Below are 25588 nucleotides of genomic sequence, written 5' to 3'. Positions count from 1 at the left end.
CGCCCCTCACCCGGCGGCCGGTTCCTGTACCAGGCTGGCCCCATGAGCGACGACGATCCGATCACCGACTTCACCCGCCGGAGCGTGGCCGTGGAGGGGGTGGAGAAAACGGTGTACGTAGCCGGGGCCGGGCCCGCGGTCGTGGTGCTGCCCGAGATGCCGGGCATCAGTCCCGATGTCCTGCGGCTCGCGCGCTGGGTGCGGGACGCGGGCTTCACCGTCCATGTCCCCTCCCTGTTCGGGGCGGACGGCGCCTTCCCCACGGTCGAGGGCGGCCGGGAGGTCGTCCGCCGCGCCTGTGTCAGCGCCGAGTTCCGCGCCTTCGCCGGGGGCGGTACCAGCCCGGTGACGGGCTGGCTGCGCGGCCTGGCGCGCCAGGCCCACACCGCGTGCGGTGGGCCGGGGGTGGGTGCGATCGGCCTGTGCTTCACCGGCAACTTCGCCCTCACCATGGCCCTGGAGCCGGCGGTGATCGCCCCGGTGGTCAACCACCCGTCGCTGCCGCTCGACGACCCCGGCGGACTCGAACTCGACGCGGCGGACGCGCGCGCGGTGCGCGACCGGCTCGACCGCGACGGACTCACCGTCCTCGCCTACCGCTTCGAGGGCGACCGCTGGTGCACGGGGCAGCGCTTCGCCGCCTACCGATCGCTGCTCGGCGACGCCTTCGACGGGCGTGTCCTCCCGGACAGCGCCGCCAACCCGGCCCCGCCGCCCTTCTTCGCCGATCTGGTCGGCACCCCGCACAGCGTCGTCACCGCCCATCTCGTCGACGAGGCCGGCCACCCCACGGTCCGGGCCCGCGACGAGATCCTCGCCTTCCTCACCGACCGCCTGCACCCGCACGGGACCCGACCGCTGCCCGCCACCTGACCGGGCCCCCGGCTGCCCAACCGTCATGCGAAAGCCGTTGCAGTACTAGTCCTTGCGGCCTGTCGCGGCGACGGTGACGCCGAGGCCGATCATCGTGATCCCACCGACCCCGCCGACCAGGGCGAGCCGCTGCGGTGAGCGGGCGAACCAGCTTCGCGTGGTGGCCGCGACCAGTCCCCACACGCTGTCGGAAGCCACCGCGATGACATTGAAGACCAGGCCGAGCAACAGCATCTGAGCCGTGACGTTCCCCTGGGTGCGGTCGACGAACTGGGGCAGTACGGCGGCGAAGAACACGATGGTCTTGGGGTTGGCCACGCCGACCGCGAAGCCCTCCCAGAACGTGCGCATGCTGCCATGCGCAGGACCGTCACCGGTGAACGCGGCATGCAATGACCCGCGCTGCCGCACCGCCTTGACACCGAGATACACCAAGTACGCGGCGCCCACGAGCTTCAGCACCGTGAAGACGAGCACCGAGCGCTCAACGACGGCCCCGACCCCGAGTGCCACGGCCACGACGAGCACGTACGCTCCGAGCGTGTTCCCCACGACCGTGGTCAGCGCGGCGCGGCGCCCCTGCGCCAACGCGCGCCCGATCACGAACAGCACGCTGGGGCCGGGAATCACGATCAGCAGGAACGACATGGCCGCGAATGCCAGCAGCCGGTCAGTGGACACCATGAAGCCCATGCAATCACGCAGTCCGGTCACGCGCACAGCGCTTTTCCGGCCCCGGGCCGCACCGGACGATGCCTGCGATTTGTCACGTGCGCGACTGGACGCCCGCTCTTCGTGGGGCCAGGGTGGGTCCCCCCATTGCCGTGCGGAGGGGGTCAGTTGTGAGGCGACGGTGCAGGCGCTCAGTGATTCTGGCCGCGCTCGCGCTGGCCTGGGTGACCGGCTGCTCGGATCCGTCGGACGCCTCCATCGCTGCCGCTCCCCCACCGGCCGGCCCCGGTGCGCCGACCGCCGCGCGGCCGGTGGAGTCCGCTTCGGTCCCGCCCGCCGGGACACCGGCGAAGTCGCAGCCGCCCCGGGAGAGGTCGCGCGTGCTCTACCTCGGGGACTCGCTCGCCATGGAGACCCAGCGCGTCCTGGCCGACCGGATCTCCGCCGCGGGGCGGGCGACCGTACACAGTGCACCGTATTCCGGTACGACACTGTGCGACTACCTGGCCGGCACGGCCCGCGACTCCCTCGTGCCGCCACAGGACAAGGCGGCCGCCCTGGTCAGGTCGCAGCGGCCGAAGGTCGTCGTCCTGCAGTTCTGGGGGAACTCCTGGGCGTACACGCCCTGCATGGACTCGATTCCCCAAGGCGGTGGATCGCGCTACTACACCCGCTACGCGGCCGACGCGAAAGCGCTCACGGAGCAGATCGCGGCGGCGGCACGCGACGTCGGGATCCCCCGTCCCAGAATCGTCTGGGTACTGCAGGGCCCGGACGCCTTCTCTCCGGACCGCGTCCGCCGGGTCAACGGCATCTACCGGGCCCAGGCGGCCGCCGGCCGGGACCTGGTGGCGGACGCCGGCCTGTCGGTGAGCCCAGCGGGTGCCCGCTACACCTGGGCGCAACGGCTGCCCTGCAACGACGACGAGCGGGCCCGCCCGCAGGACTGCCGCGGCGGGCTCACCTCTGTGCACCGGGACGACGACCACCTGCACTTCTGCCTCGCGCCGACCACCAAGACGCCGCGTCCGTGCCCAGTGCATTCACCTGGCATCGTGCGTTACTGCGAGGCGATCGCCACGGTCGTCGACGCCGGGCTGCGCCCGCGCGCCTGACCGCTCGCCCCGCTTTCGGCTTCCCGGACCGCACCACCGCGCCGGCCCCCTCTCCACACCGTGCCGGCCGATGCGGCCGAAGACGAGACCTGGCCCACCGGCGCGTAACACCGCCTCCACCGCCTAGGGTGGAGCCGGGCGCGGCACGGGACATACGAGGAGACGAACCAGTGACCGCGATCAGTCTTGAGCACGCCGCCGTACCGGCCGACACCGGAGAAGTGACGCTACTCATCGCCCGCCAGGTGGAGCCGGGCCACGAGGCCGCCTTCGAGAAGTGGGCGTCGGGCATTCTCGAAACCGCCGCCGGATTCCCGGGGCACCTGGGGTACGGCCTGTTCCGGCCGTCGGCAGACGGCAGCCCGTGGTTCCTCGTCCACCGCTTCCGCGATGCCGCCGCGTGCCGGACATGGCAGGACTCACCGGAACGGGCAGCGTGGTTCGACCACTGTGAGGGGCACCGCCACACCGAGATCGCGCGGCGCGAACTGACGGGAATGGAAACCTGGTTCGCCAAGCCGGGGTCCGTGCAGCCGGCCCCGCCCCGCTGGAAGATGGCAATCAGTTCGTCGCTCGCCGTCTACCCGATCTCGCTGATCGCCAACGTCACGTTCGTCTCTCCGCTCGCCTCCGCACTGCCGCTGCTCGTCAACACCGCTGTGATATCAGCGGTGTTGAGTGTGGGCATGACGTACGTCGCCATGCCCGCCGTCAGCCGGCTGCTGCGCGGATGGCTCTGCAGGAACCGGGGCTGACCACCGGCTAACAGCGGGCACGGCGGCCAGCAGCTCGCGCGTATACGCGTGCGAGGGGGTCTCGCACACCTCCGCGACCGCGCCCTGCTCCACGATCCGTCCCCGGTGCAGCACCGCGACCCGGTGTGCCACATGCCGTACGAGGGCGAGGTCGTGGCAGATGAGGAGACAGCCGAGCCCCAGCTCGTCCTGGAGGCCGGTCAGCAGATTCATCACCCCGGCCCGGACGGACGGGTCAAGCCCGGAGACCGGTTCGTCCAGCACCAGCACCTTCGGGCCGCACGCCAGGGCGCGGGCGATGCCGACGCGCTGGCACTGGCCGCCCGACAGCTCCTGCGGCAGGCGTGCGCCCAGGGAACCGTCGAGCCCGACGAGTTCCAGCAGCTCCGCGACCCGGGCCCGGCCGGCCACCGGGTCCCAGCGGCCCTGCACCCGCAGTGGCTCCGCGATGGCGTCCCGTACCCGCAGTCTGGGGCTGAGCGATCCGTACGGGTCCTGGAAGACGGGCTGCAACGCGGGCCGCAGCGCCCGCAGTTCCGGCTCCCCCAGCGTCGTGAGCTCCCGCCCCTCGAAGCGGACCGAGCCCGACTCGGGGCGTCGCAGCATCAGTACGGCCGCAGCGGTGCTGGACTTGCCGGAGCCGGACTCCCCGACCAGGGCAAGCGTCTGTCCGGCGCCGACTTCGAAGGAGATCCGGTCCACGGCCAGGACCGGCTCTCCCCGCCGTCCGCGCCCCGGATAGCGCACGGTCAGGTCCTCGACCTCCAGAAGCGGAGTCATGCGGCGCTCTCCTCGAACAACTGCGCAAGCGGTACGGGGAGTTCGCCCCGGCGGTGACACGCCACTGTTCGCCCGGCTGCGGCAACCACCGGCTCGGGCGGGGTCTTCGTGCAGGACTCGTCGGCGGCCGGGCAGCGGGGCGCGAAGGCGCAGCCCGGCGGCAGCGCCGACGGGGAGGGCGGGGCACCGGCGATCGACGGCAGCCTCCTGCCGACGGCACGCGCGGTGTGTGCGGCGCGTGCGGGCGGCAGGGAGGCGATCAGCCCTGCGGTGTACGGGGCCTGGGGCGCCGCGAAGACTTCTGCGACCGGCCCCGATTCCACGGGCCGCCCCGCGTACATCACCAGCACCCGGTCGGCGTGTCCGGCGACGGTCGCGAGGTCGTGGGTGATCAGGACGAGCGCAGCGCCGGTCTCCTTCCTGATGTCGCCGAGCAAGGTGAGGATCTGCGCCTGCACGGTGGGGTCGAGGGCGGTCGTCGGCTCGTCGGCGAAGACCAGCTCCGGTTCGTTGATCATGGCCATCGCGATGACGGCACGCTGACGCATGCCGCCGGAGAACTCATGAGGGTACGCCCGGGCGCGCCGCCCGGCGTCCGCGATGCCGACCCGGTCGAGCGCGGCGAGCGCCGCTGCGAAGGCGGCCTTCCGTCCGATGCCCCGACGAACGGACCGTACGGCGAGAGCGAGCTGCTCGCCGACGGTGTGCACGGGACTGAGTACGGACAGCGCGTCCTGCGGCACGAAGGCCGTCCGCCTCCCCCGCAGTTCCCGGTACGCCGACTGAGGCGCCCCCACCCACTCCCGGCCCCCGAACCGCACGCTCCCCCGCACCTGGGCCCCGGCCGGCAGCAGGCCGAGCACGGCCCGCGCGGTCAGTGTTTTCCCGGCCCCCGACTCCCCCACGACGGCAAGCGCTTCGCCCGCCCGCACCGTGAAGGACACCCCGCGCACGGCGTGCAGCCCGCGCACGGTGATGTGCAGATCCCGTACGTCGAGAAGAAGTCTCATGAGGAACTTCCTTCCAAAGAGCCGCGCAGTCGGCGTCGTACACCTGCGAAGAGCGCTCTCCCCGCCGCCGGCGCGGGCAGCGTGGACAAGGACACCGCCAGTGCGGCCAGCAGCATCAGCATCGCCGCGGGCGCCAAGGCGGCCCAGGGTGCCCGCTCCACGTACGGCAGGGACTCGGCCAGCGTCAGCCCCCACTCCGGCGCCGGAGGCTGTGCGCCCAGCCCCAGGAATCCCAGGGAGGCCAGGGCCAGGGCGATGCCGGGGAGGCGCAGGACGGCGTGGCGGGCGACGGGGGCCGCGACCGCCGGGAGGATGTGGCGGGTCAGGATCCACGACGGCGGGGAGCCGATCGCGCGCTGCGCGGTGAGATGGGCGGCGGCACGGGTCTCCTGGACCAGCGCGGCCGCGTGCGCGGCGAGCGGCGGCCAGGAGACGAGCGCGACCGCGAGGGAGGCGCCGAGGGTGCCGGTGCCCAGGATCGCCGCGACGAGGATGCCGGCGATCACCGGTGGCACCGCGTTCGCGGACTCCGCGGCGCCCGACGCGAGGCGCGGGAGAAACCCGGCGGCCACGGCGATGATGTACGAGCCCGCGCAGACCAGCACCGCGACCCCCACCGTGGCAGCCGCCCCGTGGCCGACCCGGGCGAGGACGTCACGGCCGAGCGAGTCGGTGCCGAGCGGATGCTCCCAGCCCGGCGCGCCGAGCCTGGCCACCGTATCGACGCGCAACGGGTCGAGCAGCAGACCCCAGCAGATCACGGCCATCAGCACACCGGCGCAGACCACCGGCACCGCCCGGCGCAGCCGGCCTGCCTCCGCCGCGACCGGCGCGGGCAGCGACAGCGCGGCGTCCCGCAGCCCCGGCCCGAGCATCCGGTGCCGCGCGGCCTGCGCCACCACTCCGGCGACCAGACCCAGCAGTACGAGGGCGAGCACCGAACCCTGCAGCAGCGGCAGATCCTGTGACTCCGCGGCCCCGAGCGCGGTACGCCCGATGCCGGGCACCGCGAACACCGTCTCGACCGCGACGGCGCCGCCCGTCAGCCCGACGGCGACCAGGCCGAGCTGCGGCAGCACGGCGGGCATGGCGCGGCGCAGCGCCGCCCGCGCGATGACGCCCGGTGTGCAGCCCGAGGACCGCCACAGCCCGGCCCACCGCTCCTCGAACACCGCGGGCATCGCGTCGTCGACCAGCCGCCCCACGATTGCGCCCGCCGGAATGCCCAGCGCCAGCGCGGGCAGCAGGAGATGCCGCGGCCCCTGCCATCCGTACGGCGGGAACCAGCCCAGCCACACCGACAGCGTCACCAGGAGCAGCGTCGCGAGCAGGAACTCCGGCAGCGCGGCCAGCACCGCCGCCGGTGCGCCCGTACCGGCGCCGCCTCGCAGGGTGCCGCGTGCCCCGCGCACCAGCGTCCGCGCGCACAGCGCGCAGGCCAGCAGGAGCGCGACGGCCAGCGCCGCGCCCATCAGCGTCAGGGAGACGCCGAGGCCGGACAGCACGGACGGCAGCACCTCGGCGCCATTGGCCCAGGAGCGTCCGAAGTCACCGCGCGCCACGCCGCTGATCCAGTCGCCGAGCAGCGACAAGGGCCCGGCGTCGAGGCCGAGTTCCTGGCGTACGGCGTCCAGCGCCTCCTTCGTCGGCTCCTGTTCGGCGGAACGCGCCCGCAGCACGGACAGGGCCGGGTCGCGGCCGGACAGCCAGGGCAGCAGTCCGACGACGGCAATGATCAGCGCGAGGGCGCCGGTGCGCGAGATGAGCACACCGGCGCGCTCCCGCAGGGGGACGGCCGTCACTTCAGGCGGGTGTCGGAGGTGATGAGGAGCCGCTCGCGCGGGTCCTTCGCCGAGCCCAAGACCGAGGGCGCGTCGCCCTGGATGACGCGCTCGTGCAGCATGGGGATGGCGGCGTCGGTCCTCAGCACCGCCGCCTCCGCCTCCAGGATCGCGGAGCGGCGGGCGTCGCCCGCGGCCGCCGCCGTGGCTTTCCGGACGGCCTTGTCGACGTTCTTGTCGCACAGCTGGGCGAGGTTGAAGGAGCCCTCGCAGGTGAAGTCGGACTGCATGTACGCCGCGGGGTCACCGGAGTCGAGCACGGTGGCCCGCGACAGGATGAACGCGTCGAACTTGCCCGCGAGCGCGTCCTCCTCGATGTGCGCGTACTCCCGCACCACCTGCTTCACCTTGAATCCGGCGTCTTCGAGCTGCTGTTGCACAACTGAGGCGACTTCCGGCAGCTCGGCCCGGTCCGAGAAGGTGGCGAGCGTGATGGAGGACCCGTCGGGGTCGTCGCCCTTCGTACGGTTCTTCAGCGCGGCGCGCCCTTCGGCGGCCCAGGGCAGGGCGGGCCCGAGCAGTCCTTCGGCGAGGTCGGCCCGGTTCTCGTACACGCCCTTGACGAGTTCCTCGGCGTCGATCGCCTCGCGCGCGGCCGCACGCAGGCCGGCGTCCTCGAACGGTCCGGCCTCGGTGTTCAGATACAGGGTGTTGGTGCGCGGCATCGGCACCTCGGTGATCGTCTTCTCGTCGAGGAGCGAGGCCTGGGAGACCGGCACGGCTTCGGCTATGTGTGCCTCGCCGCTGCGGATGGCGGCGGCGCGGGCGGCGCCGTCCGGTACGAAGGAGACGTCGATCCCGGCGGCCTTGGCCTTGTCGCCCCAGTAGCCGTCGTAGCGGTCGAGCGTGGCGGTCGTGGTGCCGTTGACCTTCATCAGCTTGTACGCGCCGCTGCCGTGGCCGACCGGGTTCACCTTGCCGTTCTTCCCGTACGCGCTTCGGGCGAGGACGGACAGCTGCGGCGAGGAGAGCCGCTGCGGCACCAGGGGGTCCGTATCGGCGGTGGTGACGACGACCTTGTCACCGTCGGCCTTCGCGGTCAGTTCCACGCCGTCGAGGATGCGCGGCTTGGGAGAGGCCTTGGTGGCGCGGGTGAGCGCGTGGGCGGCGACTTCGGCGGTGAGTTCGCTGCCGTCGTGGAAGGTCACGCCGTCGCGGACGGTGAATTCCCAGGTGTTGTCGGACGTCCGCTCCCAGTCGGTGGCCAGAGCGGGCTGGGCGTCGCCCTCCTCGTCGAGGTTGATCAGCGTCTCGGCCGTGGACCAGCGCGAGAGCTTGAAGGCGTCGTCGCTCAGGGGGGACAGGCCGGAGCGGGGCGGCTGCAGCATCGCGAGCCTGATCCGGTCGCCGCGGCCGGCTCCGGAGCCGGAGGTGTCGTCACCTGCCGCGGCGAAGCAGCCGGTCAGGAGCAGGGCCGACACTGCTGCCAGGCCGGTGGCGAGCAGGGGTATGCGCAGGTGCACGGGTACTCCGGGAGCGATGCGGGCGATGCGGACGATGAGGAATGAATGAATGTGAAACTAGCACATGACATTCGTTCTCAATAAGCGCCCGGATCTGAGGTGCGGCGGACGCACAGGATGTCGTGGGCGTGACTGATGACGTACGTGCCGTCCGGACGGGCGAAGTGCTTCTCCACGTACGCGACGAGGTCGGCTCTGGCAGGCAGGGGGTCGAGGGTGGGCAGCACGGGCACATTGACCATGAACTCAGCCACGTCCATGGCTTCGGCGAAGCGCCTGGTCCGGTACCGGACGTCGAGCGTCTCGATGGACCACCCGGACACCTGCTCCGGTTCCTGCCCCCGGAGTTGGCGGGCAATGGGCCGCAGATCGAAGCGCGTACCGGTGAAGTGCTCCACCATGCGCATGCAGGCGTTGCCGGGGCTCTGCAACATGACCAGCAGCGTGCCGCCCGGCGCCACCCAGCCGAGCACGCGCCTCAGGGTGGGCAGCCACGCCTCCTCGGGCAGGTAGTACAGGACGTGCGAGAGAAGGGCCAGGTCCGCCTTGCCCTTGAGGTCCGCGCCGTCCGCGCCGTCCGCGCTCTCAATCGGCCGAGCCACCACAACGGCGTCGGGGCACGCCTGGAGGAGCCTCTCCCGCATCGAAGCGCTCGGTTCGACCGCCACCGTCCGCTCGAAGTGCTGCCCCAGATGGGCGGTGGTCTCCCCCGCACCAGCCCCCACGTCCAGGAACACCCGCCGCCGTTCAAGCCCTGCGACCAGGTCCGCCAGGCGGGCGTGGGTGACGGCCTTCTCGTCCGTACCGGCCAGAAACAGCTCGAACGCCCGCCGGTACGCGGCACTCGACACGTCCAGCACGCGCACCGGACCGGAATCCGCAGACAGCGAAGACACTCCGCACCAACCCTTCCAGCAACCGGATTTCCATGGCCGGACCCATGGCACCTCATCGCGGTGGAGCCGGCGCGCATAGACGTTCCTGCCCGCGCGTCGGACCGCCTCGGCGGGTACAGCTGAGACATGCGCGATTTCGTGGTCGTGATCACCGGAGCGTCCAGTGGCATTGGCAGGGCCACCGCCGTGGCGTTCGCCCGCAAGGGCTGCGCCGTGGTGCTGGCCGCACGCCGTCAGGAAGCTCTGGAGGCGGTGGCGCGCACGTGCGGAGATCAGCGCGGCGGGGACGCTCTCGTGGTGCCGACCGACGTCACGGACGCCGAGGCGGTGGAGAACCTCGCCCGGCAGGCGAGGCAGCGGTTCGGCCGCATCGATGTATGGGTCAACGCCGCGGCCGTGACCGCGTTCGGTCCTTTTCTGGGGGTCCCTCTGGAGGATTTCCGCAAGGTGCTGGACGTCAATGTCATGGGGTACGTGCACGGAGCCCGGGCGGCGCTCCGGGTGATGCGTGAGCAGGGCAACGGCACGCTGGTGAACGTCTCGTCCGTTCTCGGCGTGGCGAGTCAGCCGTACACCCACGCGTACGGCATGTCGAAGTACGCCGTCCGGGCCTTGAGCGCGAGCCTGCGCCAGGAGCTGCGGCTGGACGGAGCCAAGCACATCCATGTGTGCACGGTGCTGCCCGCGACGATCGACACACCGCTGCTCGCGCACGCCGCGAACTACACGGGGCGCACACCGGTTGCCATGTCCCCGGTCTACAGCCCCGAGCGCGTCGCCAGGACCATCGTCGCTCTGGCCAGGAAGCCCCGGCGTGAAGTGGTGGTCGGGCCGATGGGCCGGCCCCTGGTGCTGCTGTCACGGCTGACGCCGGGGCCGCTGGAGCGGGTCATGGCCCGTACGTCCGACAAGGGTCAACTGTCGCGTACGGAACCTGCTCCGGCCGGCCCCGGCAACCTGCACTCACCCGCGCCCGGGCAGGGAGCCGTCCACGGCGGATGGGGCGGACGACGGCGCACCGCTACGCGCAGGCTGGCCGCCGCCACGGCGCTTGCAGGCGTGCTTGTCGGCGTGAGCCGACGGGTCCGGCCCCGGTGAGCAGCGGCTCACTCGCGCCCACCGCGCTCCAGTTCGCACTGGCCGTCCTCGCAGGAACGCCGCAGCCGCCCCCGCGAGATGGTCTGCATCAGCCCGATCGTCCAGCACATCGGGCACCCGCGCAGCGCGAGCACACCGAGCGGCAGCCCCGAGTTCGCGGGCCGCGCTCTGGATGCCGGAACCCTGAGCAGTTCGAGGACTTCATCGGTCACCTCCGCGAGACGATGGACTCACTGCTCGGACACGAGTACCGACCTGACTGATCACCGGCTGCCGGCGTCTGCCAGCATTCTCTTCGGCATGGCACGGGCGTCGCCGCCCATTGGCCTTGCCTCTTCCAAGGGGGTGGGGCGAAGTGCTGCGGCTGTTGGTGCGCGGTGTGACCGTCGCGATGACCGGCGGGATTCTCCTGCTGTTCGTGGCCACGGTGGCGATGGTGATCGGGCCGGATCTCGCCTTCCGGCTGGACACACCGGCTTTCCGGGCATGGCGCACGGTCTTCGTGGCCATCACGGTCCAGGGGCTGCCTTTCCTGCTGTTCGGCACGCTCATATCGGCGGCGATCAGCGCCTTCGTCCCCGCCTCGGTGTTCGACAAAGCACTACCCCGCAACCCGGTGCTCGCGGTCCCGATGGCGGGTGCGGCCGGGGTGGTGCTGCCGGGCTGCGAGTGCGCCTCGGTGCCGGTGGCGGGCAGCCTGATGCGTCGCGGGGTGACGCCCGCGGCGGCCCTGGCGTTCCTGTTGTCCGCGCCCGCCATCAATCCGGTCGTCCTCGTGGCGACCGCGGTCGCTTTCCCCGGCAGCCCGGAGATGGTGCTCGCCCGGCTGGTCGCCTCGCTGGCCGTGTCGGTGTCCATGGGCTGGCTCTGGCTGGGCCTCGGCAGGCCCGAGTGGCTGCAGTTGCGCAAAGCCCGGGAAAGTACGCCGGAGACCGGGAAGTGGGAACAGTTCCGCGACGGGCTGCAACACGACTTCATGCATGCCGGAGGGTTCCTCGTCGTGGGCGCCATGGCCGCGGCGACCTTCAACGTCGTGGTGCCGCAGTCAGTGCTGGAGGCCGTCTCCGGTTCGCCCTGGCTGTCCGTCCTGGCCCTGGCCGGCCTGGCCGTGGTCCTCGCCGTCTGCTCGGAGGCAGACGCGTTCGTGGCGGCCTCTCTGACTGGTTTCTCCCCCACCGCGCGGCTCGCCTTCATGGTGGTGGGGCCGATGGTGGACGTGAAGCTCATCGCCCTCCAGGCCGGCACCTTCGGGCGGGCCTTCGCCGTCCGGTTCTCCTCTGCCACCTTCGCGGTGGCCGTACTGTCGAGCGTTCTCGTGGGCTGGTGGCTGCTGTGAGGGACCGTTTCCAGGCGTTGCTGTTTGTGCTGATGGGCGCCGCCGTCCTGCGGATCTCGCTGCTGAGCGAGCTGTACCTGCGGTACGTGAAGGAAGGGCTGCGGCCCCTGCTGATCGCCACAGGGGTGGTCCTGCTCCTGCTCGGCCTGGCCGCAGCCGTACGTGAGGCACGTGGGTACGCCCAGCCCCACGGCGGTGGAGAGGGCCACGACCATGCGCACGGTCCGCGCGTCGGCTGGCTGCTGTACGTGCCCGCCGTGATGCTGCTGCTGTTCGCCCCGCCCGCCCTCGGCTCGTACACCGCCGCACGCGACGAGGTCCAGGCCGACTCACTCGCCGGCACCTTCCCCGCACTGCCGGATACCGACCCGCTCCCCCTTTCGGTACGGGACTTCAGCTCCCGCGCCGTCTACGACACCGAGCGATCGCTGCGCGACCGCACCGTCCGCATCAGCGGTTTCGTCACGCCCGGCGACGACGGCCGCTGGTACCTGAGCCGGCTTCTCATCCAGTGCTGCGCCGCGGACGCCGGGGTGCTCAAAGTCGAGGTGTACGGGGCACAGGCGCCGGCCGCCGACACCTGGGTGGTCGTGACAGGCATCTGGCAGCCGACCGGGCCCGCGGGCTCGGACGCGGCGCGCCCCGCACTGAACGCGACCGCTGTCGAAGAGATCCCGGAGCCCGCCGACCCGTACAGGGACACGGCGCCGGCCGCCGAGAGGGACTGATACCCGTCATCATGACCACGAACCCGTCTCAGACCACGGCCGACGGCCCGGGCAAGGGGAAACGCCCTGCGCACCGGGCTTCTGGCGGCGCGAGGCGAGTACGTCGTGATGTCCAGGTACAGGGCGCCTTCGCTGACGCTCACCTGCGACGGGACGTAGGCAACCAGCTCGGGTCCGCCCGACTCTCCCACAGGGTCGCCGCCGACGTGTGGCGCATGCGGCGCGGGCGATCGTACGCGCGGTGCTGCTGACCGTACTGCTAGGAGACGATGCCCCGGGTCCATGTCGGCCGGCGTGGCCCGGTGAGGTGCTGAACTCCACATCCACGCGGCGGCGTAGAACAGCGCCGTGCGCCTTGCCGGCCGTGGTGGACAGGAACACGTTGCGAGCGCGCTCTCACTTCCCTGGTTCAGTCCCTGCTGTCGTCCCAGGAGGAGAATCCGAAGCTGCGGACGAGAAGCAGCAGTGCGGCAGCAAGTCGCCAGTCGACCCACTCAACGTGGACATGATCGCATCCGACGTCTGGGCGACCGAGTTCCGCCCTCGCGTGCAACCGCCTCGCAACCTTGCGGAGCGTTGGCTGGGTCACTGCCTCAATGACACGTCGATGAACCGGAGATGGGCGACACGATGACTGACACGCCTCGCGTGGAGCTCACCCCCGCGGCCGCCGGTCTGGTGCGGCGGCTGCGGGAGTCCCACGGCCCGTTGATGTTCCACCAGTCGGGCGGCTGCTGCGACGGCAGTGCGCCCATGTGCTATCCGGACGGCGAGTTCCGTACCGGCGGCTGTGACGTACTCCTGGAATCCCTCACGGTCGAGGGTGTCGATGAAGCCGTCCCCTTCTGGATGTCCTCCTCGCAGTACGAGGCGTGGCGGCACACCCGGCTGATTGTCGACGTGGTGGAAGGGCGCGGCAGCGGCTTCTCGCTGGAGGCGCCGGAAGGGGTGCGGTTCCTGATCCGGTCACGGCTGATCTGACCGGTGCGCGCGCGCCGCTGTCAGTCCCGGTCGCGCACCGCCACGATGCCGTTGAAGACACCGGCGTAGGCGGTGCCGTCCGGGCCGATGGTGATCGGCGCCCAGTTGTTGTCGTACGCCGGGCCCGTGCCAGTGAGCTGCCGCCAGCGGGTCTTTCCCGTACGGAAGTCGACGGCTGTCAGGTACCAGGCGTCGATGCCCAGCCGGTTCGGCTCCTTCGCGTAGAAGTAGAGCAGTCCGTTGGCGGTGGAGAGCTTGGGGACTGTGGACGGCGATCGTACGTCGCTCTCCCAGACGGTGTCGCAGCCGCTGCCGTTCTCGCGTACGTCGATCCGTGTGACGCCGCCGGGGACGCTGCGTCCCAGGAGCAGCGACGACGGGTTCTCGTAGCCATAGTTGTTCTCGACGACGAGGCTGTTGCCCCAGCTGATGAGTGAGTTGTCCGTGGTGGATTTCCCGGCGGTGAAGACGGGCACCTTGCAGACCAGTCGGTCGTTCCCGGGAACGTTCGTTGCGCGCCTGTAGACAAGGACGTTCATGCGGTTGTCGGCGTTGTCGGTGATCGCCACGTAGCCGTCACCGAACAGGTCGGGGGTAGTGCCCGATCCTTGGTTGACCGATCCGGGCTTGGTGCCCGTTCCCCGGTCGTACGTCTGGCGCCACTGCACCCTGGGGGTGCCCTCGGGGTCGGCGCGGAAGCTGTAGAGGGCGTGGTCGGAGACGATCGAGACGCCGTCCTCGGCCACCGAGAAGGAGTTCTGGATCTCCTCCCCTGCGAGCCGGACGGTACGGATCCGGGCCGTCTCGGGGTCGACTGTGCCGACGCGGCCGAGCCGGGTCACCCACCAGATCCGTCCCTGCCAGTCGGGCATCACGGAGGTCACGGGATCGCACGTGCCGCTGGGATAGAGGTTCGTCCAGGTCACGCAGTCGTGCGGGACGTGCGCGGTGAGGTCCCAGTCGTCCTCGACGACGAAGCGCCAACCGCCGTCAGCCGTCCGCTCGTGCGCTATCCGCAGCACGTGCTGGCGCGAGTCGGCGAGCACCACCCGGTCCTGGTGGTCCAGGTAGAAGTAGGCGCCGCCCGAGGTGTCCTTGAAAATCTTCTCGAAGTCGAGGCGGGTGATGGCCTCCACGGTCGAGGAGCGCTGCGGCAGCTTGTACTCGGCGAGGGTCGCGAGCGTTCGCGGGTGCAGCAGTTTGAGCCGGAAGCCCTGGAACGTGCCGCAGACGGTGATCAGGCGGCCCGCCGCGTCGAAGGTCGCGGTCGCGCACTCGCCGCCCAGCGCCGCGATCTTCTGGCTGGTGACCTGCGGGTCGCGTCCCAGCGGCCCGGAGTACGGGTGGGTGCCGCTGCCCGCGCCGTCCGCGTGCATGCCGCTGCGGCCGTTCGGGGCGAGGAAGGGGTGCTGAGGGGGTGCGTCGCCGGGAATCGGCTGTGCGGTGGCCGGCTCGCCCTCGTACGAGCTGACCAGCCGGTGGCCCGGCGCCTTGGGTATCTCCTCTGCGAGGGCGGCGCCCGGTGGCAGGACCGCCGGGACAACGAGGGCCAGGGCGAGGGCCAGTGCACGCGCGTGCGCTCTGCAGGACCGGGACATCGGGCTCCTTGGACGGGGGGCTGGTCGCGCCGCCGCCCGAGGCTAGAGCCGACCCCTTGAAGTGTCCATGGGAACCAGCATCACGGTCTGAGGTCGCCGACCACGTCCGCGGTGGCGGCGATCCCGTTCTGGATGGTCGGGCCCATGCTCGTACCGGCCAGGAAGAAGCCGAGCAGGGCGCAGACCAGCGCGTGTGAGACCTTCAGTCCCCCGTTGCGCAGGAAGATCACCGCGAGAATCAGCAGAAGCAGCACCAACGAGATCGAAATGGCCATGGTCAACCTCCTCCGCCGCGCCTGTATTGCGGCATCCGGCCGTCAGTGTGGCCCAGCGGAGGGCCTGTCTGGGCGGAAGACGTGTACGCCGTACGGGTGTTGACTGGTTGTGATGGCCGACTACGCGTCGTGCGTGCGGAGGAATCGTTCCAGGCCGGCGAGGTCGTCGGTGTTGATGTGGTCCACGTCCGCGGCGAGCAGCTCGCTCCAGACGGCGTCGCGCGCGGGTCCGGGCAGGTCGGGTGTGGCCCAGAAACGGACCCGCTGACCGCGCTGGTGGGCGGTGGAGACGAGGGCGTGCAGCTTGGCCCGCTCGGCGGCGGGGAAGGGGCCGGCGCCCTGCCAGGTGAAGCTGTGCGTCCAGTTGCTGCTGATCAGCGGGATGAAGGAGGCGGGGGCCGGGTCGGCGGCGCCGAGGTCGTCGAGGCGCCCGTCGTAGAAGGCGTGGCGGACCGGCTGTGCCTCCATGGGGGCTCGGGCGGCGCGGTCGCCGGAGATGACGGGGGTCACCGCGCCGGGGCGGACGTTCCCGTGTGCGTACGTACTCAGCATTCGGCGGTGGCGGCGCAGTTGGCGGTGCAGTTCGGCGTAGGCGGCTGCGCCGTCGTTCTTGATGTCGATGAGCAGCTGCACGGGGCGGCGGTATCCGCGGTACACGGAGCCGTGGTTGGCCCTGATTCTGGCCGCGAGGGGGGCCAAGTACAGCGATTCGAGGGTGCGGGAGGGATCGAGGTCGACCGGGTCGTGGGCGACGAGGAGCTGCCCGTCGACGAGGAAGATGTCCGCCTCGACGCTGGTGAAGCCGTAGGAGAGGGCGTCGAGGAGTGGGCGCTCGTGCTCGTAGTCGTTGTGCGCGTGGGCGCGGCGCAGCGGCTTCTTGGGCCTGTTGGGCCTCTGCGGGTTGCGCTCGGCGGCCTGGGCGTACGCGGGAACGGCGATGGTTCCCGCGAGGGCGGCGGCGAGGGTGGTGACGACCCTGCGGCGGGTGGGCGCGGCGACGGCCATGGTGCCTCCGGAGGTGTACGGGGCGTTCGGGACTCCGGTGAGTATCCGCTCCGTACAGCGCCAATGGGCAGGGCCCTGACAAGAGTTTGGCCACCCGTCGCCTGCGGTTCAGGGTGGTTCGGCGGCTCGTCAGGCTCAGGCGGCCGCGACGTCCTCCCAGCGGACCGTACGGTCGCACCAGCGCTCCAGGAGGACGCGGTCGTGACCGACGGTCAGCAGGCCGGCGCCGCGTTCGCGCCGGTACTCCTCGACCACCGCCACCAGGGCTGCCGTCGTCGACGCGTCCAGCATCGCTGTCATCTCGTCGCACACCAGCCAGCGCGGACGCAGCACCAGGGCGCGGGCCAGGCAGGCGCGTTGGAGCTGGCCGTCGCTCACCTCGTGCGGGCGCCGACCGAGGAGGTCGTCGCCGAGGCCTACGGTCTCGGACAGCTCGCGCACGATGGCGGCCGCCTCGTTACGCCGTCCAGTGGCGCGCAAGGGTTCCGCGATCAGGTCGCGCAGGCGCAGGCGGGGGTCGGCGGACAGCCGGGGCTGCTGGAAGACCACGCCGATGGCTGTGCGCTGTTCGCGCGGGGCGCGGTGGCGCCAGCCAGTGACGACGCGGCCGTCGAGGGTGACGGTCCCCGCGTCGGGGCGGTGCAGGAGGGCGGCGACCCTGGCGAGCGTCGACTTGCCGCAGCCGCTCGGGCCGAGCAGGCCGACCGCTTCGCCGGGTGCGACGGTGAGGTGCGCGTCCCGTACGACCGGTGCCCCGCGCTCGTAACCGGCGGTGATCGCGTCGAGTTCAAGCACGTGCGGCACGCTCCTCGGCAGGCGGGTGGTGGCAGGCGATGCCGTCCACGAAGTGGGGCTGTACGGCGCAGGCGTCGGTGGCGTACGTACAGCGGGCCGCGAAGGCGCACCCCGGGGGCAGGTCACCGAGCTCGGGCGGCATGCCGGGGATCGGCGTGAAAGCGCGCTCGGGAAGGGCGCTCAGCAGGCCGCGGGCGTACGGGTGCCGGGGGCCGGGCACCGCTGCGAAAAAACGGGCGGCGTCGGTGAGTTCGACGATCTGGCCCGCGTACATCACCGCGACGCGGTCGGCGATGCGCTCGGCGGCCGCGAGGTCGTGGGTGATCATCAGCAGTGCGTGGCCCTCGTCGACGTGCCGGCGCAGCTCGTCGACGGTGCGGTCGACGAGGTCGCGGTCGAGGCCGGTGGTCGGCTCGTCCGCGAGCAGCAGGGGCGCGTCGCCGACAAGGGCGAGGGCGGTCGCGGCGCGCTGGGCGAGGCCGCCGGACAACTCGTGCGGGTAGCGGTCGAGATGGTCCACGGGGAACGCGGCCCGCTCTGCCGCCGCGCGGGCCGCCTCGCGCAGGTCACGCTTTGGCGTGCCGGTCAGCTCGCGCAGTGTCTCTTCGAGCTGCGCTCCGACGGTCCGTACGGGCGTGAGGTGCGCGGCGGGACTCTGCGGTACGAGTCCGATACGGCGCCCCCGCACGGTGCGCGCCAGGGTGCGTTCGTCGGCCGTGAGCAGATCGATGTCCCCGAGACGCGCGGCACCCGCGGTCTGGGCGTTGCCGGGGAGCAGCCCCAGCAGCGCGGAGGCGAGCACGGACTTGCCGCACCCGCTCTCCCCCACGAGGGCGAGGCACTCCCCCGGCGCCAGGTCGAAGTCGGCGTCGGTGACGGCGGCGATGTACCGCCCGCCCCGCATCCGGAACCGCACGGAGAGCCCCCGTACGGACAACAGGGGCGTCCTGTTCTGCGACGCGGAAGGGTCCGTCGCAGCTCGCGAGCCGGCGGACGGCTGCGACGTACGGCCCGCAAGGGCATCACCCCCCGTGCCGGTGTCCGACACGGAACTGGCCGACTTACGAACGTTCCCCGGAACAGACCCGTGGGCCGCCGGAGTCGGTTCGGAGCGTTCCCGTGCAGCGCTCGGAACGTTCCCCGGAACGGAGAGGGCTGCCTCTTCGGAACGCTTCGAACGCGCTCCGGCGTCACGCGGGTCGGCGGACCGGACCGGCGTGAACGCCTCGGCGCCGTACGCGGAACTGGACGAACTGTGCACGTTCCCCGGAATGGACTCGGATGCGACGCGGGAACGCTCATAAGCGGTTCCCGGGACGTGCGGGTCAGCAGGTCGTTCCGGTGTGCCGTCTGTGCTGGAGACGTTCCTGTGCGGTGCCGGCGCGGACGCCGCAGTCGCTTCCGCCGCGCACGGGGCGACCGCTGTCGCTGTCTGCGCGTCGGGGGCGGCACCGGCCGAGGAGGCCGGATGGACGTTCTGGGGCGTCGTCACAGCATCAGCTCCGATCGGCGGCGGGGATTGATCCGTTCCCGCCAGGCGCCTGCCAGGCCCGCGATGGCGAGAGTTGGGATGATCAGGAGGAGGCCGGGGAAGAGGGTCGGCCACCAGTCGCCGGCCAGCAGCGAACTGCGCGCCGACTGGACCAGGTTGCCCAGGCTCGCCTGGTGCGTCGGCAGGCCGAGGCCAAGGAACGAGAGCGCCGACTCGTGCCACATCGCGTGCGGGACCATCAGCACGGCCGCGAGCCCCGCCTGCGGCAGTACGCCCGGCAGCAGGTGCCGTACGGCGACCCGCCACCGCGACGCGCCGCCCGAGACCGCCGCGTCGATGTACGGGCGCGAGCGCAGCGACAGCACTTCGGAGCGGACGATACGGGCCGTGGACAGCCAGTGCGTCAGGGCCACCGACACGATCACCGGCCACACGCCCGGCCGGAACATCGCGACGATGAAGATGCCGAGCAGCAGGTGCGGGATGGAGGAGAAGGTGTCGACCAGGCGCATCACCACCCGGTCGGTCCAGCCGCCGAACGCCGCGGCCGCCGCCCCCACCGCCGTACCGATGAAGGTGGCTACCAGAGCCGCTACGAGGCCGACCAGGAGCGAGACGCGCAGGCCGTACACGCAGCGCAGCAGCAGATCGCGCCCGACGTCGTCCGTCCCGAAGGGGTGGGCCAGGGACGGCGGCTGGAGCTTCATCGACAGGTCGACGGCCTGCTGGTCGAGGTTGGCCAGCGGCGGTACGACGAGGACCGCGAGCAGCACCGCCACCACGATCACGGCGGAGGTGCGGACGCGGATCGTGCGCGTGGAGCGGCGAGTGCGCCCGTGGGAGTGCCATACAGCTGTTTCAGCGGCCAGTTCAGCCATCGAAGCCCACCCTCGGGTCCGCGAGTCCGTACAGCAGGTCGGAGAGGAGGTTTCCGGCGAGGACCGCCGCCGTGGCGAGCACCGTCAGCGCCGCGAGGAGGGGGAAGTCCACGGAGGTCGCCGCCTGTACCGTCGCCGCCGCGATGCCCGGCCAGCTGAAGACCGTCTCCACGAGCAGCGCACCGGTGATGAGTTCGGGCACGCGGGAGCCGACGAGCGTGAGTGTCGGCAGCATCCCGGAGCGCAGGGCGTGCCCGAGCAGCACGGTGCGTTCGTTCAGCCCGCGCGCGCGGGCGCCGCGTACCGGGTCCTCCTCCAGGGCGTCGGCGACACCCTGGCGTACGTAAAGAAAGAACCAGGGAAGCTGCGAAACCCCGAGAACGGCCGCCGGCAGCACCAGGTGCGTGGCGACCTGCCCGAAAGTGATCACGTCACTGTCGGTGTCGGTCAGACCTCCCGCCGGCAGTACGCCCAGCTCCAGCGCGAAGAACCACATGGCGAGCAGGCCCAGCCAGAAGGCGGGCGCCGCTTCCAGGGTGTACGCGGCCGAGGTGACCGCCCGGTCCAGCCAGCCCCCCTGCCGCCGCGCTGCCAGTACACCCAGCGACGTACCGAGCAGGATCGCGACGAGGAACGCGGTGACGGCGAGGAGCACCGACCAGCCGAGGCGCTCGGCGATGACGTCGGTGACGGGCTGGCGCATCACGCTGGAGTCGCCGAGGTCACCCGTGACGGCCGACGTCATCCAGTGCCACCAGCGTTCGACGAGCGGCTGGTCGACGCCGAGGTTGGCGCGGAGCTGGTCGAGGTTCTCCTGCGACGCGGTGAGGCCCGCGGTGCCCGCGTATGCCTTTACCGGATCGAAGGGCGAGGCGGCGGCGACGGCGAACACGCCGAAGGTCACCACCAGCAGGACGGGGGCGGCGAAAAGGATCCGCCGCCCCGCCATCCTCGCCATCGGCCCCCAGGGGAGCTTTCGGCTCCCGCCCGGGCGTGTCACTTCTTCGGCGTCCAGTCCTCGACGTTCCACCACGGGCCGGAGGCCAGGCCGTGGTCGTGCGGCTCGGTCTGCGTCGTCAGCCCGGACCACTTGTCGTCGACGACGTACAGGTGGTCGATGTGCGTGAGGAAGGTGTAGCCCGGGTTCTTCGCGAGCTCGCGCTGGATGGTGTCGTACGCGGCCCTGCGGTCGGCCGTTTCGCCGCTCTCGCGGCCTTCCTTGAGCGCCTTGTCGACGGCCGGGTTGTCGTACCAGGCCATGTTGTTGAAGGCGTCGCCCGCCAGCGAGGACTGAAGCAGCGTGTACTGGTCGAAGTCCGGGTCGCCGGGTGAGCCGCCGCCCGCGAGCACCGCGTCGTGCTTCATGCGCGGCATGATGACCTCCCAGGTGCCCGCCTGGGTCTTGATGTCGATGCCGGCCTTCTTCGCGTCGGACGCGTAGGCGAGCGCGTGGTCCTGGCGGAGCTTGTCGCCGGAGAGGTACCAGAGCGGGAACTGGGCGCGTACGCCGTCCTTGACGCGGATGCCGTCGGGTCCCGGTTTCCAGCCCGCCTCGTCGAGGATCTTCTTCGCCTTGGCGAGGTCGTGGACGCGCTCGGTGCCCTTGGCGAACCAGGGGCTGTCGGTCGGAACGGGACCGTACGCCGGCTTGCCCGCGCCTTCGAGGATCTTGTCGACCATGGCCTCGCGGTCGACGGCGACGTCGAGAGCACGCCGTACGTCCGTGTCGCCCGCGACCTTGTTGTGCGTCGGCAGTGTCACAGTGCGGTAGTCGAAGGACCTGGCGGCGTGCGTTGTACGACCGTTGTCGTCCTTGAAGGTCTTGGCGAGGTTGGGCGGGAGGATGGCTCCGTCGAGGTCACCGGTGCGCAGTCGCGTGGCGCGCACGTCGTCGTCCTTGATGATCGCCATGGTGAACTTCTTCACCTTCGGCTCGCCGCCCCAGTAACCGGGGTTGGCCTTGAAGCTGAGCTTCTCGCCCTTGGACCAGCCGGTGAGGACGTATGGTCCTGTGCCGACCGGCTTCGTAGTGAAGGAGCCGCTGTTGACGTCCTGCTTGCCCGCGACGTGCTCGGGAGCGATCGGAAGGACGGTCCGCTCGGCGAACGGCGCGTACGGGTACTTGAGCGTGAAGACGACCTTGTGGTCCCCGTCCGCCCTGACGTCCTTGATCGCGTCGAGTTCCGTCTTGGAGGCGTTGTTGGTCTTCTTGTCGAGGATGGTCTTGTAGGTGAAGACCACGTCCTTCGACGTGAAGGGCTGCCCGTCGCTGAACTTCACGCCTTCGCGCAGCGTGTACGTGTACGTCCTGCCGTCGTCGGCGACTTCGGGCAGCTCGGCGGCGAGCGCCGGCCGGAGCGTCATGTCCTCGTCGAAGGTGAGCAGCCCGTCGAAGATCTTGGAGTTGCCGTCCTTGCCGTAGCCCAGGAGCGGGCTGAGGGTCTCGGGCTCGTACGCGATGCCGACGACCGCGGAATCCCCGGCTCCGTGTCCGGTTCCGGACTCGCCCGGCTTCGAGCAGGCCGCCGCGGTGATGGCCAGTGTTCCGGCCAGCGTCGCGGCGGCCGCCCCACGTATCGATCGGGACAGCATGGCTCTCCACACCCCTAAACAAGATCAACAGTTATTGCGAACGACTCGCAATTAAACCGCATGTAGAGGGGTGCTTGATCCACTGCCCCTTACAGGGGCGCCGGCAGACCCACCAGCTCCGCCACCGCCTCCGTGTGCCTGCCCGGCGCGCCCAGCGCGATCGAGTCGGCCTTGGCGCGCTTCAGGTACAGATGCGCGGGGTGCTCCCAGGTCATGCCGATGCCGCCGTGCAGCTGTACGCACTCCTCGGCCGCGTGCACCGCGACCCGTGAGCAGTACGTCTGCGCGACCGCCACCGCGAGCGGCGCGTCCTCGCTGCCCGTGGCCAGGGCGTCGGCGGCGTTGCGGGCGGCGGCCCGCGCCGAGACGACCTCCAGCCACAGCTGCGCCATGCGGTGCTTGAGCGCCTGGAAGGAGCCGACCGGGCGGTTGAACTGCTTGCGGTCGCGCGTGTAGCGGACGACCTCCTCCAGACACCACTCCGCGAGCCCCAGCTGCTCCGAGGCGAGCAGCCCGGCCCCGGCGAGCAGTCCGCGCCGTACGGGAGCCGCCGCCGAACCGGCGAGCCGGCGGCCGGGGGCTCCGTCAAAGGTGACAGTGGCCAGCGGCCGGGTCAGGTCGAGCGGCGTCAGCGACTCGACGCTGACACCGGGCGCCCCCGTTTCCACCGCGTACAGCCCGTCCTCGGCCGGTACGAGCAGGACCTTGGCGGCGGCCGCGTCCGCGACGCCGGTGATACGTCCGCTCAGCGAGCTGCCGTCCGCCCGTACCGCACCGGACAGTTCGGCCGAGGGAGCGGCGGACAGCGCAGCGGCGAGCACCACGACCGTACGGCCGCCCGCGAGCGCGCCGAGGAGCTCCGCGACGGCCGCATCCTCCGTGTCGCACCCCAGCAGCGTCTCGGCGGCGACGACCGCGCCGGTGAGGTACGGGGCCGGGGCGACGCTGCGTCCGAGCTCCTCCAGGACCACAGCGGCCTCGCGGTGCGTCGCGCCCTGACCGCCGAGCTTCTCGGGCACCAGGAGGCCAGCGAGGCCCATGTCGGTGGCCAGCGAGGCCCAAAGCCGCGGGTCGTACGGGGTGTCCGACTCCGCGCGGGTGAGCACGGCCGCGGCGTCGCAGCGGTCGGCGAGGAGGGAGCGTACGGCCGCGCGGAGGTCGTCTTCGGCCTCGGAGTAGAGCAGATCAGTCATCGAGCCAGGTCCTTCCAGGCGATGTCCTTGTCGCTGCGCGGCTCGGACGGCAGGCCGAGTACGCGTTCCGCGACGATGTTGAGCAGCACCTCGCTCGTGCCGCCTTCGATGCTGTTGCCCTTGGAGCGCAGGTAGCGGTAGCCGGCGTCGCGGCCGGTGAAGTCGACGAGTTCGGGACGGCGCATGGTCCAGTCGTCGTACAACAGCCCTTCCTCGCCGCGCAGTTCCACCTCCAGGCCGCTGATCTCCTGGTTGAGGCGGGCGAACGCCAGCTTCATGCCCGAGCCCTCGGGTCCCGGCTGGCCGGCCACGAGCTGCTGGCGCAGCCGCTCGCCGGCGAGGCGCGCGACCTCCGCCTCGACCCACAGGTCCAGCAGGCGCTGGTGCAGATCGTGGGTGCGCAGTTCGGGGCGTTCGCGCCAGGTCTTGGCGACCGGGCCGATCATGCCGCCCTCGCGCGGGATGCGGGAGCCGCCGATCGAGACGCGCTCGTTCATGAGCGTGGTCTGGGCGACCTTCCAGCCCTCGCCGACGGCGCCGAGGCGCCGGCTGTCGGGGATGCGTACGCCGGTGAGGAAGACCTCGTTGAACTCGGCCTCGCCGGTGATCTGGCGCAGCGGCCTGACCTCGACCCCGGGGTCGGTCATGTCGCAGACGAAGTACGTGATGCCCTGGTGCTTGGGCAGGTCGGGGTCCGTACGGGCGATGAGGATCGCCCAGCGCGCCACATGGGCGCTGGAGGTCCACACCTTCTGCCCGTCGACGACCCACTCGTCACCGTCCCGCACGGCGCGCGTGCCGAGCGCCGCGAGGTCGGAGCCCGCGCCCGGCTCGCTGAACAGCTGGCACCACACCTCCTCGCCGACCCACAGGGGCCGCAGCAGGCTCTGCTTCTGCTCGTCCGTACCGAAGCGCAGGATGGTCGGCGCGGCCATGCCGAGGCCGATGCCAATGCGCCGCGGGTCGTTGTCGGGCGCGCCGGCCGCCGCCAGCTCCGCGTCCACGACGGCCTGGAGGGAGCGGGGCACGCCGAGGCCGCCGAGGCCCACCGGGTAGTGGACCCAGGCGAGTCCGGCGTCGAAGCGGGCTTTGAGGAAGTCCGTACGGTCCGTGGTGGCCGGCGGGTGGGCCGCCAGCAACTCCTTCGTCAGGCTTCGTACTTCGGTCGCGTCCGTCATCGGGCCATCCCCTCGGGTACGACGACCACGCGTCCGGTGGTCGTGCCGTCGGCGACGCGCTGGACGGCGTCCGCCGCGTCCTTCATGGCCACGCGCTCGCTGACCAGGGGCTTGATGGCGCCCTCGGCGGCCAGCTTCGTCAGCTCCTGGTGGCAGGCGAGGATCGCGGCCGGGTCCATGGTGTTGTAAAGGCCCCAATGGAGGCCGAGGATCGCGTAGTTCTTCACCAGCGCGTGGTTGAGGCCCGGAGAGGGGATCGCGCCACTGGCGAAGCCGACGACGACGATGCGGCCCTCGAAGGCGACGCACTTGACCGACTTGGCGTACGCCTCGCCGCCGACCGGGTCGTAGACGACGTCCGCGCCCCGCCCCCCGGTGGCTTCCTTGACCGTGGCGACGATGTCCTCGCTGCGCCGGTCGATGACCAGGTCGCAGCCCAGCTCCCGGGCGATACGGGCCTTGTCCGGGCCGCCGACGACGCCGATGACGGTGGCGCCCGCCGCCTTGCCGAGCTGTACGGCGGCGCTGCCGACGCCGCCCGCCGCCGCGTGCACGAGCAGGGTCTCCCCCGCCTGGATGCGCGCCCGGCGGTGCAGGCCGAACCAGCCCGTCTGGTAACCGATGTGCAGGGCGGCCGCTTCGGCGTCGTCCAGCGACTCAGGGGCGGGCAGTACCGTGGCCGCGTCAACGACGACGTACTGGGCGAAACCGCCGTGCGGCAGCGCCGGGTTGGCGATCACCCGGCGGCCGTCCTCGGTCTCGCCGCAGATCTCGACGCCCGGGGTGAAGGGCAGTGGCGGCCGCACCTGGTACTGGCCTCGGCAGAGCAGGGCGTCGGGAAAGTTGATGTTCGCGGCGCGGACCTTCAGCAGAAGCTGCCCTTCGCCCGGCGTGGGCTTCTCGACCTCGTCCAGCCGCATCACCTCGCCGGGCTCGCCGTTCTCGTGCACTCGCCATGCCTGCATCCGAGATCCTCCACAACACCGTAGGCAGTACCACGCTCGGCGCATACTAAGCGGTCGCTTGCCCCGATG

Annotated in this window: 25 protein-coding genes; 7 read left to right on the top strand and 18 right to left on the bottom strand. The window is 71.4% G+C overall.

The features are described 5' to 3' along the window. Positions 1-42 precede the first annotated feature (42 nt). Complete coding sequence (locus ABZX79_RS06870; protein WP_355252745.1) at positions 43-873, top strand: dienelactone hydrolase family protein; 831 nt, start codon at positions 43-45, stop codon at positions 871-873. 45 nt (positions 874-918) lie between these two features. On the opposite strand, the gene ABZX79_RS06865 is transcribed toward ABZX79_RS06870, so the two are convergent. Further along, on the bottom strand, positions 919-1557 hold the full coding sequence (locus tag ABZX79_RS06865; protein ID WP_355252742.1) for a LysE family translocator: 639 nt from the start codon (positions 1555-1557) through the stop codon (positions 919-921). 182 nt (positions 1558-1739) lie between these two features. Here ABZX79_RS06865 and ABZX79_RS06860 point away from each other — a divergent pair, with 182 nt between their 5' ends. Both ABZX79_RS06860 and ABZX79_RS06855 read left to right on the top strand, forming a co-directional pair. Beyond that, a complete protein-coding gene (locus ABZX79_RS06860; protein ID WP_355252739.1) occupies positions 1740-2660 on the top strand; it encodes an SGNH/GDSL hydrolase family protein in 921 nt (306 codons plus the stop codon). Between the two features lie 170 nt (positions 2661-2830). Further along, a complete protein-coding gene (locus tag ABZX79_RS06855; RefSeq protein ID WP_355252736.1) occupies positions 2831-3415 on the top strand; it encodes an antibiotic biosynthesis monooxygenase in 585 nt (194 codons plus the stop codon). Here the strand turns inward: ABZX79_RS06855 and ABZX79_RS06850 are convergent. The 5 genes from ABZX79_RS06850 to ABZX79_RS06830 form a co-directional block, all read right to left on the bottom strand. Continuing rightward, positions 3326-4195, bottom strand: a complete 870-nt coding sequence (locus ABZX79_RS06850) for an ATP-binding cassette domain-containing protein (protein ID WP_355252733.1) — start codon at positions 4193-4195, stop codon at positions 3326-3328. The two genes, ABZX79_RS06855 and ABZX79_RS06850, sit on opposite strands and share 90 nt — an antisense overlap. Then, positions 4192-5205: an ABC transporter ATP-binding protein gene (locus ABZX79_RS06845; RefSeq protein WP_355252730.1), complete on the bottom strand. Its 1014-nt coding sequence runs from the start codon at positions 5203-5205 to the stop codon at positions 4192-4194. The genes ABZX79_RS06850 and ABZX79_RS06845 overlap by 4 nt, the downstream gene beginning before the upstream one ends. Further along, a complete protein-coding gene (locus ABZX79_RS06840; RefSeq protein WP_355252948.1) occupies positions 5202-6974 on the bottom strand; it encodes an ABC transporter permease subunit in 1773 nt (590 codons plus the stop codon). Before ABZX79_RS06840 ends, ABZX79_RS06845 begins: the two co-directional genes overlap by 4 nt. 29 nt (positions 6975-7003) lie before the next feature. Beyond that, positions 7004-8503 (bottom strand): ABC transporter substrate-binding protein, encoded by a 1500-nt coding sequence (locus ABZX79_RS06835; protein ID WP_355252945.1) that lies wholly within the window; start codon positions 8501-8503, stop codon positions 7004-7006. Positions 8504-8586: 83 nt separating this feature from the next. Next, positions 8587-9405 (bottom strand): methyltransferase domain-containing protein, encoded by an 819-nt coding sequence (locus ABZX79_RS06830; RefSeq protein ID WP_355252727.1) that lies wholly within the window; start codon positions 9403-9405, stop codon positions 8587-8589. 126 nt (positions 9406-9531) lie between these two features. Here ABZX79_RS06830 and ABZX79_RS06825 point away from each other — a divergent pair, with 126 nt between their 5' ends. Then, on the top strand, positions 9532-10503 hold the full coding sequence (locus ABZX79_RS06825) for an SDR family oxidoreductase (RefSeq protein ID WP_355252724.1): 972 nt from the start codon (positions 9532-9534) through the stop codon (positions 10501-10503). Positions 10504-10511: 8 nt separating this feature from the next. On the opposite strand, the gene ABZX79_RS06820 is transcribed toward ABZX79_RS06825, so the two are convergent. After that, positions 10512-10715, bottom strand: coding sequence for a hypothetical protein (locus ABZX79_RS06820; RefSeq protein ID WP_355252972.1), 204 nt, complete (start codon positions 10713-10715; stop codon positions 10512-10514). A gap of 179 nt (positions 10716-10894) precedes the next feature. Here ABZX79_RS06820 and ABZX79_RS06815 point away from each other — a divergent pair, with 179 nt between their 5' ends. From ABZX79_RS06815 to ABZX79_RS06805, 3 genes are all read left to right on the top strand, one after another. Beyond that, entirely contained in the window at positions 10895-11839 is a 945-nt protein-coding gene (locus tag ABZX79_RS06815; RefSeq protein WP_355252943.1) for a permease, read from the top strand. Then, the gene (locus ABZX79_RS06810; protein WP_355252721.1) at positions 11827-12567 is read left to right on the top strand and encodes a TIGR03943 family protein; all 741 of its coding nucleotides are present in this window, start codon (positions 11827-11829) and stop codon (positions 12565-12567) included. The genes ABZX79_RS06815 and ABZX79_RS06810 overlap by 13 nt, the downstream gene beginning before the upstream one ends. A 630-nt stretch (positions 12568-13197) precedes the next feature. Then, on the top strand, positions 13198-13548 hold the full coding sequence (locus ABZX79_RS06805; RefSeq protein WP_355252718.1) for a DUF779 domain-containing protein: 351 nt from the start codon (positions 13198-13200) through the stop codon (positions 13546-13548). A gap of 20 nt (positions 13549-13568) precedes the next feature. On the opposite strand, the gene ABZX79_RS06800 is transcribed toward ABZX79_RS06805, so the two are convergent. From ABZX79_RS06800 to ABZX79_RS06750, 11 genes are all read right to left on the bottom strand, one after another. Further along, entirely contained in the window at positions 13569-15146 is a 1578-nt protein-coding gene (locus ABZX79_RS06800; protein ID WP_355252715.1) for a hypothetical protein, read from the bottom strand. 80 nt (positions 15147-15226) lie between these two features. Then, complete coding sequence (locus ABZX79_RS06795) at positions 15227-15421, bottom strand: hypothetical protein (protein ID WP_355252712.1); 195 nt, start codon at positions 15419-15421, stop codon at positions 15227-15229. A gap of 120 nt (positions 15422-15541) precedes the next feature. Next, on the bottom strand, positions 15542-16426 hold the full coding sequence (locus tag ABZX79_RS06790; protein ID WP_355252709.1) for a phosphatidylinositol-specific phospholipase C/glycerophosphodiester phosphodiesterase family protein: 885 nt from the start codon (positions 16424-16426) through the stop codon (positions 15542-15544). A gap of 135 nt (positions 16427-16561) precedes the next feature. Then, a complete protein-coding gene (locus tag ABZX79_RS06785) occupies positions 16562-17221 on the bottom strand; it encodes an ATP-binding cassette domain-containing protein (protein ID WP_355252706.1) in 660 nt (219 codons plus the stop codon). Continuing rightward, positions 17214-18125, bottom strand: a complete 912-nt coding sequence (locus ABZX79_RS06780; protein ID WP_355252940.1) for an ABC transporter ATP-binding protein — start codon at positions 18123-18125, stop codon at positions 17214-17216. Before ABZX79_RS06780 ends, ABZX79_RS06785 begins: the two co-directional genes overlap by 8 nt. Before the next feature lie 584 nt (positions 18126-18709). Then, a complete protein-coding gene (locus tag ABZX79_RS06775; RefSeq protein WP_355252704.1) occupies positions 18710-19591 on the bottom strand; it encodes an ABC transporter permease in 882 nt (293 codons plus the stop codon). Continuing rightward, the gene (locus tag ABZX79_RS06770) at positions 19584-20549 is read right to left on the bottom strand and encodes an ABC transporter permease (RefSeq protein WP_355252701.1); all 966 of its coding nucleotides are present in this window, start codon (positions 20547-20549) and stop codon (positions 19584-19586) included. Before ABZX79_RS06770 ends, ABZX79_RS06775 begins: the two co-directional genes overlap by 8 nt. Positions 20550-20587: 38 nt before the next feature. Then, a complete protein-coding gene (locus tag ABZX79_RS06765) occupies positions 20588-22183 on the bottom strand; it encodes an ABC transporter substrate-binding protein (RefSeq protein ID WP_355252698.1) in 1596 nt (531 codons plus the stop codon). 89 nt (positions 22184-22272) lie between these two features. Next, positions 22273-23376, bottom strand: a complete 1104-nt coding sequence (locus tag ABZX79_RS06760) for an acyl-CoA dehydrogenase family protein (RefSeq protein WP_355252695.1) — start codon at positions 23374-23376, stop codon at positions 22273-22275. Further along, positions 23373-24554, bottom strand: coding sequence for an acyl-CoA dehydrogenase family protein (locus tag ABZX79_RS06755; protein ID WP_355252692.1), 1182 nt, complete (start codon positions 24552-24554; stop codon positions 23373-23375). The genes ABZX79_RS06760 and ABZX79_RS06755 overlap by 4 nt, the downstream gene beginning before the upstream one ends. Continuing rightward, positions 24551-25519: an NADPH:quinone oxidoreductase family protein gene (locus ABZX79_RS06750; RefSeq protein WP_355252689.1), complete on the bottom strand. Its 969-nt coding sequence runs from the start codon at positions 25517-25519 to the stop codon at positions 24551-24553. The genes ABZX79_RS06755 and ABZX79_RS06750 overlap by 4 nt, the downstream gene beginning before the upstream one ends. Positions 25520-25588 lie beyond the last annotated feature (69 nt).

Source organism: Streptomyces sp. NPDC002994 (genome assembly GCF_040611155.1).
GTDB lineage: Bacteria > Actinomycetota > Actinomycetes > Streptomycetales > Streptomycetaceae > Streptomyces.
This window is presented reverse-complemented; position numbering and strand designations above follow the sequence as displayed.

Bases quoted from the DNA above. Each gene is read 5' to 3' on its own strand.
- ABZX79_RS06790 (WP_355252709.1), bottom strand. From the start codon at position 16,426: ATGGCCGTCGCCGCGCCCACCCGCCGCAGGGTCGTCACCACCCTCGCC.
- ABZX79_RS06870 (WP_355252745.1), top strand. From the start codon at position 43: ATGAGCGACGACGATCCGATCACCGACTTCACCCGCCGGAGCGTGGCC.
- ABZX79_RS06795 (WP_355252712.1), bottom strand. From the start codon at position 15,421: ATGGCCATTTCGATCTCGTTGGTGCTGCTTCTGCTGATTCTCGCGGTG.
- ABZX79_RS06750 (WP_355252689.1), bottom strand. From the start codon at position 25,519: ATGCAGGCATGGCGAGTGCACGAGAACGGCGAGCCCGGCGAGGTGATG.
- ABZX79_RS06850 (WP_355252733.1), bottom strand. From the start codon at position 4,195: ATGACTCCGCTTCTGGAGGTCGAGGACCTGACCGTGCGCTATCCGGGG.
- ABZX79_RS06805 (WP_355252718.1), top strand. From the start codon at position 13,198: ATGACTGACACGCCTCGCGTGGAGCTCACCCCCGCGGCCGCCGGTCTG.
- ABZX79_RS06800 (WP_355252715.1), bottom strand. From the start codon at position 15,146: ATGTCCCGGTCCTGCAGAGCGCACGCGCGTGCACTGGCCCTCGCCCTG.
- ABZX79_RS06865 (WP_355252742.1), bottom strand. From the start codon at position 1,557: ATGGTGTCCACTGACCGGCTGCTGGCATTCGCGGCCATGTCGTTCCTG.
- ABZX79_RS06770 (WP_355252701.1), bottom strand. From the start codon at position 20,549: ATGGCGAGGATGGCGGGGCGGCGGATCCTTTTCGCCGCCCCCGTCCTG.
- ABZX79_RS06780 (WP_355252940.1), bottom strand. From the start codon at position 18,125: ATGCGGGGCGGGCGGTACATCGCCGCCGTCACCGACGCCGACTTCGAC.
- ABZX79_RS06845 (WP_355252730.1), bottom strand. From the start codon at position 5,205: ATGAGACTTCTTCTCGACGTACGGGATCTGCACATCACCGTGCGCGGG.
- ABZX79_RS06760 (WP_355252695.1), bottom strand. From the start codon at position 23,376: ATGACTGATCTGCTCTACTCCGAGGCCGAAGACGACCTCCGCGCGGCC.
- ABZX79_RS06775 (WP_355252704.1), bottom strand. From the start codon at position 19,591: ATGGCTGAACTGGCCGCTGAAACAGCTGTATGGCACTCCCACGGGCGC.
- ABZX79_RS06815 (WP_355252943.1), top strand. From the start codon at position 10,895: ATGACCGGCGGGATTCTCCTGCTGTTCGTGGCCACGGTGGCGATGGTG.
- ABZX79_RS06765 (WP_355252698.1), bottom strand. From the start codon at position 22,183: ATGCTGTCCCGATCGATACGTGGGGCGGCCGCCGCGACGCTGGCCGGA.
- ABZX79_RS06825 (WP_355252724.1), top strand. From the start codon at position 9,532: ATGCGCGATTTCGTGGTCGTGATCACCGGAGCGTCCAGTGGCATTGGC.
- ABZX79_RS06755 (WP_355252692.1), bottom strand. From the start codon at position 24,554: ATGACGGACGCGACCGAAGTACGAAGCCTGACGAAGGAGTTGCTGGCG.